12 protein-coding genes are annotated in these 13,307 nt (G+C 48.1%); 5 read left to right on the top strand and 7 right to left on the bottom strand.

Annotated features, from left to right (window positions below; translation table 11 throughout):
- The coding region (locus tag C1I60_RS08755; RefSeq protein WP_252361638.1) for a glycoside hydrolase family 13 protein at nt 1–1,256 on the top strand (1,256 nt) is incomplete at its 5' end.
- A 98-nt stretch (nt 1,257–1,354) separates the two neighbouring features.
- Nucleotides 1,355–2,731: a tetratricopeptide repeat protein gene (locus C1I60_RS08750; protein ID WP_137061367.1), complete on the top strand. Its 1,377-nt coding sequence runs from the start codon at nt 1,355–1,357 to the stop codon at nt 2,729–2,731.
- A gap of 73 nt (nt 2,732–2,804) precedes the next feature.
- Here C1I60_RS08750 and C1I60_RS24425 read toward each other — a convergent pair whose 3' ends face one another.
- Nucleotides 2,805–2,957 carry a hypothetical protein gene (locus C1I60_RS24425; protein WP_170970763.1) on the bottom strand — a complete coding sequence of 51 codons (153 nt, stop codon included), beginning with the start codon at nt 2,955–2,957 and terminating at the stop codon, nt 2,805–2,807.
- Between the two features lie 262 nt (nt 2,958–3,219).
- Between C1I60_RS24425 and C1I60_RS08745 the strand changes: the two genes are divergently transcribed.
- Nucleotides 3,220–3,759, top strand: a complete 540-nt coding sequence (locus tag C1I60_RS08745; RefSeq protein WP_137061366.1) for a hypothetical protein — start codon at nt 3,220–3,222, stop codon at nt 3,757–3,759.
- Nucleotides 3,760–4,097: 338 nt separating this feature from the next.
- Here C1I60_RS08745 and C1I60_RS08740 read toward each other — a convergent pair whose 3' ends face one another.
- Together C1I60_RS08740 and C1I60_RS08735 are read right to left on the bottom strand one after the other, a co-directional pair.
- Nucleotides 4,098–4,763, bottom strand: a complete 666-nt coding sequence (locus C1I60_RS08740) for a methionine ABC transporter permease (protein ID WP_137061365.1) — start codon at nt 4,761–4,763, stop codon at nt 4,098–4,100.
- Nucleotides 4,760–5,782: a methionine ABC transporter ATP-binding protein gene (locus tag C1I60_RS08735; protein WP_137061364.1), complete on the bottom strand. Its 1,023-nt coding sequence runs from the start codon at nt 5,780–5,782 to the stop codon at nt 4,760–4,762. Before C1I60_RS08735 ends, C1I60_RS08740 begins: the two co-directional genes overlap by 4 nt.
- A 266-nt stretch (nt 5,783–6,048) precedes the next feature.
- On the opposite strand from C1I60_RS08735, the gene pdaA reads away from it, so the two are divergent.
- Nucleotides 6,049–6,846, top strand: a complete 798-nt coding sequence (gene pdaA / locus C1I60_RS08730; RefSeq protein ID WP_137061363.1) for a delta-lactam-biosynthetic de-N-acetylase — start codon at nt 6,049–6,051, stop codon at nt 6,844–6,846.
- A gap of 120 nt (nt 6,847–6,966) precedes the next feature.
- Here the strand turns inward: pdaA and C1I60_RS08725 are convergent, their stop codons facing one another.
- Nucleotides 6,967–8,667, bottom strand: coding sequence for a glycoside hydrolase family 13 protein (locus tag C1I60_RS08725; protein ID WP_137061362.1), 1,701 nt, complete (start codon nt 8,665–8,667; stop codon nt 6,967–6,969).
- 221 nt (nt 8,668–8,888) lie between these two features.
- On the opposite strand from C1I60_RS08725, the gene C1I60_RS08720 reads away from it, so the two are divergent.
- Nucleotides 8,889–9,980 carry a hypothetical protein gene (locus C1I60_RS08720; protein WP_137061361.1) on the top strand — a complete coding sequence of 364 codons (1,092 nt, stop codon included), beginning with the start codon at nt 8,889–8,891 and terminating at the stop codon, nt 9,978–9,980.
- 209 nt (nt 9,981–10,189) lie between these two features.
- Here the strand turns inward: C1I60_RS08720 and C1I60_RS08715 are convergent, their stop codons facing one another.
- Genes C1I60_RS08715 through C1I60_RS08705 form a run of 3 tightly spaced genes read right to left on the bottom strand, consistent with a single transcriptional unit; the run spans nt 10,190 to nt 13,195 of the window.
- Nucleotides 10,190–10,978 carry an SDR family oxidoreductase gene (locus tag C1I60_RS08715; protein WP_137061360.1) on the bottom strand — a complete coding sequence of 263 codons (789 nt, stop codon included), beginning with the start codon at nt 10,976–10,978 and terminating at the stop codon, nt 10,190–10,192.
- Nucleotides 10,979–10,995: 17 nt separating this feature from the next.
- The gene (locus C1I60_RS08710; RefSeq protein WP_137061359.1) at nt 10,996–12,153 is read right to left on the bottom strand and encodes an SMP-30/gluconolactonase/LRE family protein; all 1,158 of its coding nucleotides are present in this window, start codon (nt 12,151–12,153) and stop codon (nt 10,996–10,998) included.
- A gap of 31 nt (nt 12,154–12,184) precedes the next feature.
- A complete protein-coding gene (locus tag C1I60_RS08705) occupies nt 12,185–13,195 on the bottom strand; it encodes a zinc-dependent alcohol dehydrogenase family protein (protein ID WP_137061358.1) in 1,011 nt (336 codons plus the stop codon).
- Nucleotides 13,196–13,307: the final 112 nt, after the last annotated feature.

Genomic DNA, 13,307 nt, shown 5'->3' with positions numbered 1-13,307 from the left:
TACAGGGGATCCTAGATCATCTGGACCACCTGAACGAGTTGGGGATTAACGCCCTGTATATGACGCCTGTGTTCAAGGCGACGACCAACCATAAATACGATACTGAGGATTATATGGAGGTGGACCCGCATTTTGGGGACAAGAGGACGTTAAAAAAACTGGTGGATGCCTGCCACGACCGGGGAATCCGGGTACTGTTCGATGCAGTGTTCAATCATTCGGGACGTACCTTTAAGCCGTTCGTGGACGTACTGGAAAAAGGCGAAGCCTCCCCTTACAAGGACTGGTTCCACGTACATAGCTTCCCGCTGGAAGTCGTTGATGATACACCTACCTACGATACCTTCGGGCTGGAGCCGATGATGCCCAAGCTAAACACCGAGCATCCCGAGGTGAAAAAGTACCTGCTGAAGGTGGCAAAATATTGGATCGAAGAAATCGGCATCGACGGGTGGCGGCTGGATGTGGCAGACGAGGTGGATCACGCCTTTTGGCGGGAGTTCCGCACCACGGTCAAGCAGGCCAACCCGGATGCGTACATTCTGGGTGAAATGTGGAATGAATCGTCTGAATGGCTACAGGGCGACCAGTTTGATGCGACGATGAATTATCCGTTCACTTATGCGGTGAATGATTTTTTCGTCAAAAAGGAGTCCGATGCCCAAAGCTTCGCTTTTGCTATCGGACGGCAGTTGGCCCGCTATCCGCAGCAGGCCGCTGAAGTGGCCTTCAATCTGCTGGATAGCCACGACACGCCGCGCCTCCTGACGCTGTGTGGTGATGACCAGCGGCTGATGCGGCTGGCCGCTCTGTTCCAGTTCACGTACATGGGCTCGCCCTGCATCTATTACGGTGATGAAATCGGTCTGGATGGAGATGCCGATCCAGGCTGCCGCAAGTGTATGGAGTGGGACCCCAACAAGCAGGACCGCGGGCTGTTCGACTTTTACCGCGAGCTGATTGCGCTGCGCAAGGAGCACCCGGCGCTACGTGCTGCGGGAAGCCTCACTTTCCTGGAGGCAGAGCCGGAGGGCGCATCCCTCGCCTATGAGCGCCGCAGCGAGGAAGAGGTGCTGCTCGTGCTATTTAATCGTTCCGGTAAAAGCCACGTGTTTGAGCTGGACATTCCCGAGCAGGAATGGGAATTGGCTTTTGGCGAAGGCCAGTGGTCGGCAGGAGCGAAGGGCTTCCGCGCCGAGCTTACAGCTTACGGCTACGCCGTGCTGAAGGCAACGCTTGTGAAGCGGGTGGAATAGACGCTCTCTTTTCCACATACAAACATTCCCAAAACGGTGATATAATATGTTCAGATAATCACTGATTTAGCATCCGGATTGTGAAAGGGGTGGTTCATTTGGAACATACAACCACGATACGCACAGAGCTGGAGCAATTCATGGCACGAGAAGACCTAAGCATTATCCAATTTTGCGAAATGGCAGATGTAGAAACGGAAACAGTCCATGCTATTTTGGGCAAAAAAATGCCATTCTCGGTAGAGCAACTGGATCGGGTTACATACGGTATGCGACTGAATACAGGCCATTTTTATGAACATTACATCGAAGAATGTCTGGTCGAATCCTTACCTGATTGGCGTCACATTAAACCTTTTTTATACCGATGTGAAGAACTGGGCAAGCTGGAGTGTATTCGGCAAACCAGCTATTTATGGTTGGATAACACGAATTACGCCCCACTGTTGTTCGAAGTAGCTGAGGATTTTTTTATACATGACAAACATGCCGCCGCAGCCCTGCTCTACAAAAATATTGTCAAAAGAGAGGGAGGCCGACGTTCAGAACGACTGGCCTTGTGCCAGTATCGCTTGTTTATTCTTGGGCTGGGACCCGATAAAGAACAAAACGTCGATGCTGCTAACCGGGTTTTTCCACTTTTGGATCAGCTTGATGACATCGACCGACTCGATGCATTAAGAGAACTGGCGATTGCCTATATGCACAGGAAATTGTGGGATTTAGCCAAGGACCTGGCTCAGGATATGGATGATGAGGCTAATTTTCAATACCTTCTTATGCACCAGCCCAATAAGGTTAATCAGGAACCACTCAAAAAGCCACAAAGACCGATGTTCTTTTATATGGCCTATTCTAACTATCTTCGTGCGAACATTTGTGAGGCTCAGGGAAACTACAAGCAAGCACTACAATATACGTACGCGTATGCTGACCTAAGCTGGGTGAAGGAAACGGATGAGGAAACACAATACTGGCTGAACAAATGTAAAGGATGGGCACGGTCCAGTCTATTTTTATATAAAATGCTAACCGGAGATGTAAGCGCTATTTTGGATTATGTTAACTGCATTGAAGCTTCACAAACCGAGCTGATGCCGGGATTGTTCAAAATCGTCAGAGCCGCCAATCAACAGGATATCAAGGTAGACTATTTTCTTAAAAAGTTCGACACAGACATTGCAGCCTTTATGGTGCGGGAAAAAGCTATTGTTACGTATACGCACAAGATCACGCCAGATTTATATATTCTTTTTCTGTATGAGCTGGCACACTATTATTTAAGCAGAGGGGCATTTGACGTTGGTTTTCAATATCTAATCGACGGTATGGAAAAAGCCTTTGAGGTCGATAATAAATCCTGTATCATTAAATACATTGGGCTTTACGAGCATTCCCGATTATTTGCGTCCCGTGAAACTGATGCAGAGTATAAGAGATTAATGGGCGGAATGTATTTGAACGATGATTACTAACTCAGGCTAAACTCAAACAACGCGTGTCGATTGAGTATCGGCACACGTTGGCTTCATAGCTTTTTTTATCGGATTACTTATTCTGAATATCTGTTCTTACTACCCCAACATCAGAAGCATTGATAGAAATAGGGTTGCCACCTTGTCCCGTCTGAGCTGAAGAAGATTGTCTGACGTCTACCGAAATTCTTTTATTTTTAAAGCCGCTTCGTCTCTTTCTTCCCAAAGCAATTACCTCCTTGAATACGTGATTTTCCTTTCAATCTCTCCATTGCGACTCCTTTGTTTCCTGCGGATATAAGCCGCCCCTTGAGTCGATCTCAACTGTAAAGAGATATGCTATATGAATATGCTAGAGTAAGAGATATTGTATCGGCGAATAGCAGATCATAGTAGAAAAGAGGCTGTGGGTTGGAAAATACCTGGGGCTTGACCTTGTAGTATACTTCAACGTTTATGCTTGATCTAAAGGATGGAGGTATTACATCATGAGGACACTTGAGATCGCTGTGCTTATGGTCAGCTTGGCCGCCGCAGGCGTTATTGTGTTTAGAAAAAGAGAAAGGAGGCTGGATACAGCCATACTATCTTCCCTCGTATTGGTTATGTTCCTGCATGGAATGATGGATCATTTTCGATTGCAGATGCTTCCGACCTATCTTGTTGCATGGATACTGATCATCGGATTTATCCTTAGAATCATCAAGCCCCAAGCTAAAGTACGTCTCCAAACCCGATTTAAAAAATATTTGAAAAAAGGGCTGCTAACTATGGTCGTTATGGCTTTGACTGCCGGATCTATGTACTTGACCCATGTATTGCCTGCCTTCACTCTTCCTGAACCGACGGGGAAATATGCCATCGGCACGATTTCGCAGCATTTGACCGATCAAAACCGTGACGAAACCCTCAGTGCGGCACCTGGCGACAAGCGGGAATTGATGATCAATGTCTGGTATCCTGTCGACCCCGATGTGGCAAAACAAAAACCCAAAGAGCCTTACCCTGCTGAGTTAGGAGATGGATGAAGACACATTGAGGGAAATTGTTCAAAATAAAATTGTTGAGATTAAAGCCCATATAAACACGCTGCATACCCTTCAATCGTTACTGGCAGGCTTGCTTCAAACCCCTCAGACTGATATCCAAAACTATTTGAAATCATTTCACATCCCTAATAAATAATGGTTCTTGATGCCAACAACATGCGAACAGGCTGCCTACAAGCAGCCGTTCGCGCACGTTATTTTCTGACAATTGAAGCCGCAAAAATACATCAACCCTTTCCATCCGGCACCAACACGAGATCGAATTACCGTTCACATCATATTTTAAAGCGAGGACATCCATAAATTCATTATAAAAATCAACCCCTGCGCACTTTACGGGACAATAGGTTACCCAAGGACTGAACAACTTGTACAAACACAACAAGAATCACGACGGTAATGAGCGTAACGACCGTATCGAACCGCTGATAGCCGTACGATATCGCTAGGTCGCCAATCCCGCCGCCTCCGACCGCGCCTGCCATGGCAGTGGCTCCAATCAAGCCAATTGCGGCTGTCGTTAACGATAGAATGAGAGAACTGAACGCTTCGGGGAGCAAGAAGTAACGAATGACCTGAAAAGGGGTCGCTCCCATCGCATCGGCTGCCTCCAATATGCCTGGATTAACCTCCAACAGCGAATTCTCGACCAGTCTGCCGATATAAGGCGCAATATAGAAAATCAATGGTACAATCGCCGCGCTGGTTCCAATCGATGTATTCACAATCAGACGCGTCAACGGAATGATCGCTACCAGCAATATGATAAACGGCAAGGAACGAACAATATTAATGATCGGATTAAAAATGCCGTAAAACCATTTGCTCTCCAAAATCCCGCCCGGACGGGTAATAACCAGCAAAATACCGATAGGTATACCGATCAATGCGCCAATGAGTAGCGAGATGCTAACCATGAGCAAGGATTGATATAAAGCCTCCCACAGTTGATCCCAAGTTATAGAGGTTCCCGTAATCATCATATGGCCTTCACCTCCTGAATGTTGACCCCTTTACTCTTGATAAAATCAACAGCCTGCCTGACGGCGTGCTCCTCGCCGCGTACCTGGATCGTCATATAGCCAATGGTCGTCTCTTGTATTTCCGTCATATTGGCAAACAAAATGTTCACATAGACCTCATGCTGCCGAATCAATTCATGAACCACTGGCTCGGAAGCAGCCTGTCCGATAAATTCCAGCTTGTAAATCCGCTGTGCTTCTTGCTGTTCAAACGTATGCAGTACACTATCAGGCACCGTATCGTGAATAACCGTGCGCACAAAGCTTTGTGTCGTCGGGTGCTGTGGCTGTCCGAATACCTCCAGCACATTGCCTTGCTCGATGATTTCACCCTTTTCCATCACAGCTACCTTGTTGCAAATCCGCTGTATAACTGACATCTCATGCGTGATGATCAAAATAGTGATCTTGTATTCCTTGTTGATTTTACGAAGCAAATCCAGAATCGACTGCGTGGTCTGCGGATCTAGCGCCGAAGTCGCCTCATCACAGAGCAGAATGGACGGGTTGCTCGCCAGCGCCCGTGCAATACCGACGCGCTGCTTTTGACCTCCAGAAAGCTCGCCCGGATAGCTGTTCGCCTTGTCGGACAAGCCTGTAAAATTGAGCAACTCTTTTACCCGCTGCTCAATTTCCCGTTTGTTGCGCTTGAGCAGCACCAGCGGAATCGCAATATTGTCGAACACCGTTTTCGACTCCAGCAGATTGAAATGCTGAAAGATCATTCCGATCTTCTTCCTTACCTTTCGAAGTCCGGATGTCGAATAGGTATTTAATTGCTCTCCTTCGACAAGAACCTCCCCGCTGGTGACCTTCTCCAGACGGTTAACCAACCGAATCAGCGTACTTTTACCCGCGCCGCTGAATCCGATAAAGCCAAAGATATCACCTTTATCCACTTTGATATTTATATTTTTTAGCGCTTCAATGCTTAACCCTTTTCTTACATAGGTTTTGGATACATTTTTTAGTTCAATCATTACCCCCAGCTCCTTCCATTCCTTCAAGTATGTAAGATATCACTAGTTGTTTGCATCCCTTTATCGTTAGTTCACTAAATCCGAGTATTCTAGTAAGTTTTATAAAGTATACTACTTCGATTTAATATTCATGTCAATATGTGTTTTTTGAGGTTGTCCTAAGTTGAGAGCATTTTTTGCATAAACAGGCGTGGTATTGCAGACGCTATGGAATATGCCAAAGCATACACACCTTGCCCAAATGGGACGAAAGCGGAGGAAGTTAAATGAAACGAATATTTGCCTTGTGGCTATGCGTTGCGGTTATGGGGATGTTAGCAGTTACGGGTGAATCCGCGCTAGCTGCTCAAACTGTTGACGAACAGCCTTATCATTTTGGATTCAAAAAAAGCAAGGGGGGCGAACTGCCTTCTATCGCACAAGAGGGCTTTATGCACCTGGTTGAAAAACAGGGTGGCATCTTTCTCGGAGATACTACCAAAAAAGAAATATTTCTCACGTTCGACAACGGCTATGAGAATGGATATACGCCCAAGGTACTGGATGTATTAAAGGCCAAAAAGGTTCCGGCCGCTTTCTTTGTAACCGGACATTTTGTGAAGGATCAGCCCGCTTTGATGCGCCGCATGGCAAGTGAGGGCCATATTATTGGCAACCATTCATGGAGTCATCCTGATATGAGTACCATTTCTTCGACAGAGATCCGTTCTGAGCTGGATCGGGTACGAAATGCATCGGCAGAGCTCACCGGACAAAAGGAAATGAAATACGTCCGGCCGCCTCGCGGCATTTTTAGCGAAAAGGCATTAGCCTCCTGCCGGGAAGCCGGATATACGAGCGTATTTTGGTCTGTGGCTTACAAGGACTGGGACACGAATATCCAGCAGGGAGCAGACTATGCCTACCAACAAGTTATACGTCAGCTTCACCCTGGAGCGGTCATTCTGCTCCATTCCGTATCCAAGGACAATACCGAGGCGCTGGGTTCGATTATTGACGAAGCACGCAAGCAAGGGTATGAGTTCAAAAGCCTGGACGACCTTAAGGTTAAGCATTACCACTAAAACAGCAACTGAAATTGGACGAATTGCTAAATATGATCAGCCCGATCCACACCTGCGTACAGCAGACCGTGTGAATCGGGCTTTTTGCTTTACGATCAAGGAAGGTAAGGGAGCATATGCTTATTTTAAGCTTAACTTATACACTCTGGCTTCATAAGGACGCAGCTTCAAGGCTTGCAGATTCTCACCTTGTACCGGCTCGTAGTTGGACAGAAGCAGCTCCGCTTTGGCGGCAGGATAGCCCTCCTCCTCAGGCCAGTGGAACACCGGGTTACGGTCAAAGAAATTCAAAATGATTAGCAGATGCTCCTTACCCAACGTGCGGGTAAACACATACAGCTCGGTATCCATCGGCAGCAGCAGCTTATATTCACCATAAACGATCACCTCTTCTTGTTTACGCAAAGCAATCAGCTTACGATAATAGTGAAAAACTGAATTCGGGTTATGTCTTTCCGCCTCAACGTGGATGTGCGTGTGATTATCGTTGATTTTCATCCACGGCTCTCCATCGGTAAACCCGGCTGCATGTCCTCCATTCCACTGCATGGGCGTCCGCGAATTATCCCGGCTTTTTCTCCAAATTGCCGCCATAATCTGCTTCTCCGGTTCGCCCAGCTTCCGCTGCTGCTCATAATAATTCAATGTCTCCACGTCCCGGTAATCATCAATCGACGGGTAAGCGATATTCGTCATGCCGATCTCCTCGCCCTGATAAATGTACGGCGTACCTTCAAGCATATGTATGAAGGTTGCCAGCATTTTGGCCGACTCCAATCGGTACTGTCCATCATTCCCGAATCGCGAGAGGGCGCGTGGCTGATCATGGTTGTTCAGATAATTCGCATTCCACCCCTCCTGATGAAGCACCGTCTGCCATCGACTCATTATTTTTTTTAACTCTACCAGTGTCCACGGCTTGGGTTTCCACTTTTCTGTTCCCTGTCCCTGGGCATCTATAAACATGTGTTCAAACTGGAAAACCATATTCAGTTCATGTCGCTGGTCCCCCACATAATCGAGCGCTTGTTCAGGACCCAAGCCTGATGTCTCACCGACGGTCATTAAGGGGTAACGCTCCAGCACTCTTTCATTCAACCTGCGAAGAAGCACATGCACCTGTTCCAAATTGGAAAAAAGCTGATAGGCTCGTACCCATGTCCGTTTCTCTGGATTATTGGCGTCCGGCAGCCCTTCCGCTTTGACAATATGAGCAATGGCATCAAAGCGGAAGCCATCGATTCCCTTTTTCAGCCACCATTCCACCATGCGGTACAGTTCAGCGACCATTTCTTCATTGTTCCAGTTGAGGTCCGGCTGATGCTCGGAATACAGATGCATGTAATATTCGTCTGTAAGCTTGTCATATTTCCACACAGAACCGGAAAAATACGATTCCCAATTGTTTGGATATCCGCTATTTTTGCCTGTTCGCCATATGTAGTAATCTCGTTTCGGATTATCCTTGGACGAGCGAGATTCCGTAAACCACGGATGCTCATCCGATGTGTGGTTTAAGACCAGATCCATCATAATTTTAATGCCTCGTTCATGCGCCTTGTGAAGGAGTTTATCAAAATCCTCCATCGTCCCGAACTCATCCATAATGGCATAATAATCGCTAATATCGTAGCCGTTATCATAATTGGGCGATTTGTACACCGGGCAAATCCAGATGACATCAATGCCCAACTCACTCAGATAGTCCAGCCTGGACAGAATGCCCTGCAAATCTCCCTTTCCGTCTCCATCCGAATCCTGAAAGCTTATCGGATAAATCTGATACACAACAGCTTCCTTCCACCATATCTTTTTAGGCATGTTTCCCTCCTGTAGCTTCTCTGTACATCCAATAGCATACGCTCTTAACATACACGCAATACCTGCTGACGAATCGTTTGTGCAACGAGGAGAAAGGAGCTTGAAAAAATATTTTTAAAAACAGGTTGTAAAAGTCACTCTGGCGTTACCTAATATATATGAACCACCCCTATCCATGAACCAGAAGCGTTTCCATTCTCTAAATCAAAGGAGGAACTCACATGAACCATCGTCCCAAAGAGCCAAAGGATCTGATTGTGGAGTCAGCTGTGATCCCGCCGAATATCAATGTGGATGTGGAATCAGCCACCGAAGGGGGGAAGCGCCGCCTGATGCTTAGCGATAATCCAGAGACGCTCACCCCCGTGACTGTACCTGCCGAGCAAGCTACCTTGTGGCATGACGTGGTACGTACGACAACCCGGACGGTCAAGCATCGCATTTTCGGCTGGCATTACAACAAAATCGGCGCCCCCGTCAAACTGGGCATCACCGTAGAGAACAAAAGCGATGCTGCGCTGGAGGTACGTCATATCGAGCGGGCTTTAGAGATTGCGCCTGAGGATGGTAACTGGATTATGGATGTCGGGCAGTCTATTGCCAAAAGCTGTTTGGCGGGTACGATGAAGCGCGTGAAGCCGGTAGACCGTCATAAATTCGGCAAAGGTACAGCGCTGCTGGAAGAATTCGAGCTGCCTGAAGGGTCGCTGGCCGGATTCACCTATGACTTCACCGTAGAATATGCCGAAGGCCACGGTACGCTGGACTATGTAATCCGCACCGTAGTCAGTAAGGATACACAGACTGACCTGCGCGAGATTCCCACGGAGCCACTTCCCCCCGTACCACCACCGCAAGCGCATCCGCGTGGTGCATGGTCCTTTTCCGAAACGAACGCACAGATGCCGGAGTACGTGGTCGGGCAAAGCGCCAACTACCGAGCATGTGCCACCAAAAAATTGAACGGTGAGACTCCCGCCGATCTACTGTTTACCGGGGCGCGCAGCGAGTTGGGCCCTGCGCTTGATAACCGCGGACAATTCGGTGTTATATATAACGCAACAATTCCCATCATTAACGACGGTAACGAGAAACGTACGGTCCGCATCTACGCCAATCCGCGTGGCGGAGCGTTCGCCGGGTCTGTGCGTGTGGATCAGCGTGTATATGGTATCCCTCTGCTACGAGATAATACCAAGGTATGCCGATTGGCTGATATCAGCGTGCCCCCCGGCAAGTCCAGCTATTCTCTAAGTTTTATGATTGCAGGCAGCGCAACCACGCCGTTGGGCCTGTACGTCATTACACTATAACTGTGCTCACGATGGCTGGAAGAGCGAACGTAGGGCAAAAATTTTCACAGGATATGGTCTGCTCTATAGTAAATGGAGCTGTCCTAAAAGCTGGTTTTAAACTTTATTGGGCAGTGCACGCTTCGTCATTAGCGTAAAAAAAGCGCGAGTGCAAGGGTTATTTTCCCCCTGTAACTCGCGCTTTTTGGATTAGCAGAATAAATACTGCTCTATTTGAACCGCTGGACCTGCCTCGAAGGCATAATGGTCAACTCTGGAATGTTGACATGCTCCGGCTGCTCCAGTGCATAAAGGGCAGCTTCTGCAACATCATCGGGATGCAGCGGCAAAACGCTCGAAGCAAACGCCCGAATTTCCTGCTCAGGATATCCGGCCACCTGCGAAAATTCCGTCGCCACCGCCCCGGGGTGGATCGCAGTTACACGAATTCCTTGCGCACTGGTCTCCAAACGCAATGCGGAGGCTATGGCGCTAACGCCGTACTTGGTAGCGCTGTATAGTCCCCCTCCCGCAATCACTTCCTTCGCTGCAATAGAGGAAACAATGACAACATCCCCCTTGGCCTGTTCCCTCATTGACTGAAGCCCATACTTCAGTGTCAGGACAAGACCGTGCACATTCGTCTTGTAAAGATCCTCCCATCTTTCCAGATCCACTTCTGCCAGTGGGCTTCGATACCCGAAGCCGGCATTGGCAACGATAATGTCAAGCCGCCCCCAGCGTTCAAGAATGGCGTGGACCGCCTGCTGTACGTCTTCAGCTTTTTGGATATCGGCAGGTATTGCCATGACCTCGTACAATTCTTCTTGGTGCAAGTCGCGAACCAATTCGTCCAATCGCTCCTGACGGCGTGCCAATACAGCTACATACGCACCTCGCTTTGCCAGTTTTTTTGCAATCGATGCCCCAATGCCGCTGCTTGCGCCTGTTACCAAAGCTACCTTACCGGCTAAGCTTTCCTTCCCTTTCCAGGATAATTTCAACTCATCCAATATCATGTTAAACCCTCCCAATCTTATTTGGTTAAACGCACGCGATGAACGCCCTGACTGCCTCCAGGAGCTGTGCCTATATATAAATATCCGTCATGGTTTACAGCCGTAGTTACCCCATAAACCGAGCCTTCAGGATCATGCCAGCTTCCGATGAGTTTACCCTGCGGATTAAGCTCCACAGCAAGCCCATGCTTCACAGGTGCGCTTGCACCGCTGAGCAGCGATTGAGGCAATTTGGCCATCATTCCAGCCAGCCACGGGCTTTTATGCATCTGATCTACAAAGGGAATACGTGTCGTGAAGAGACCGACCCAGAAATGGCCTTGATCATCACGCGTAATGTTATCCGGAAAACCGGCGAGATTATCCGCAAAAATATCCGAAGTCCCCTTCTTCGGCCCTTTGAGCCAGTATCTGGTCAATTGGTAGTGATACGACTCTGCCACAAGCACAAAATCTTCGTCCGCAGACAAGGCAACCCCGTTCGCAAAATAAAGGCCTTCCAACAGAACTGTCGTCTGCTTGGTCGCCGGATCATATTTCAGCAAACGTCCATGTGGCTTGTTCTCGGCGATTTCTTTGAAGACTACACTGCCATAATTGGAGGTGTCAGAAAAATAAATGGTACCATCTTTGGCAATATCCAGCTCGTTGGCCAAATAGATCGGTGTGCCGTCGACTTGGTCGGCCAACACCGTCACGTTTCCCGAAGGATCTACCGACAGCAGCCCCTTCTTAACATCCGTAACGATCAGATTTCCACTTGCGTCAAACATAAGTCCATTGGGCGTTCCTTTGGTATCTGCATATAGTTGGGCCTTTTGCGGATTGCCCTTTGTATCAAAGGCAACCTTATAAATTTTCCCGTCGGAGTCTCCCGTATATAAATTTCCTTTCTTGTCAAAGGTGATAAATTCCGGAAACTTAGGGGCATCTGTAACAAGCTCTGCGGAGCTGAGTTTATTGTTTTGTTGCCATGGACCCGCTTGTTCAAAAGAGGGGGCCGTAGGTGCAAGCCATTTTGCAGGCTGGACAGGGGAAGGGATGAGCATAAAAATAACCACTCCCAGAAGGATTACAGCCAGCAGCGATAATCCGGTTCTGCGTACCCATTTACGCGGTTTCTTATTCTTTCTTCCTTGAGAATCTTTGACAGACAAATCAGGTTTACTGGGCATTAGAGTGCCTCCTATGTGATGTTAATAATATTTAGATTTGAACGACGATTTTACCGAAATACTGTTTTCCTTCAGCCAAAAGTGCGAAGGCTTCGCCGATTCGGCTGAGCGGAAATACCCGGTCGATGACAGGATGTAATTGATGGCGGGAAATGGCACGATTCATGTTTTCGAAATGTTCCCGGTTACCGACTTGGCTGCCGCGAATCGTCGCAGCCTTCTGCAAAATGCTGGTGACATCGAACTCAGGAATGGTCAAGCCCGATAAGAATCCGACCATGCTCACAGTCCCTCCGGTACGAAGTGCATTGATGGTTTGCACCATTGTTGCCGCTCCCCCTACATCCAGGACATGGTCGACTCCGCCTGTCAGCTCCAGAGCCACCTTACCCCACTCGGGAACTTCCGAATAGTTGATTGTCTGCCATGCGCCGAGAGCTTTTGCCCGTTCCAGCTTGTCATTGCTGCTCGATGTGATTATTACCCGTGCTCCCGCCATCAGAGAGAATTGAAGCCCAAAGATGGAAACACCGCCTGTTCCTTGCAAGAGCACCGTATCCCCCGCTCGCAGCCCGCCGGATTCCATCAGCATGCTCCATGCGGTTAATGCCGCAATCGGCAAGGTGGAAGCCTCCTCCCAAGAAAGGTGATCCGGAATGGCGACGACCCCTTCTTCATGCAGAACGATATATTCAGCCGCCACTCCACTGAGCGGGCCTCCCAGACTGTCCTTTAATACCTCCGCTCTGGTGCTCCCGCCAATGAATTTCTGTTGTAAATTTCCCGCTACCCTTTGTCCAATCTGAAATTTTGTCACCCCTTCGCCCACAGCCACAATTTCACCCGCTCCATCGGATAACGGAATGAAGGGAAATTGAATGCCGATCGGCATTACTCCATTAAGTATTACCAAATCTCGATAATTAAGAGACGCTGCCCTTATGCGGATCAGAACTTCCAGCCGTCCCGGCACCGGTATGTCGAGTTCCGTCAAGGCTAATTCTTCAAAGCCAAAACCGTTTTTCAGTTGCACTGCTTGCATTTTGGTTGTCCTCCCTAAATGTTAAACTTTTTATCCAGTATGGGTACAATGTATTATAAAAGAAACATTGTTTCTTATGTAATACACTGTATCCGTTTGTCTTCAAAACGTC

It is taken from the genome of Paenibacillus terrae, from assembly GCF_005217525.1.
GTDB lineage: Bacteria > Bacillota > Bacilli > Paenibacillales > Paenibacillaceae > Paenibacillus > Paenibacillus terrae_C.
The sequence above is the reverse complement of the archived record's forward strand: the minus strand, read 5'-3'. Positions and strand labels throughout refer to the sequence as shown.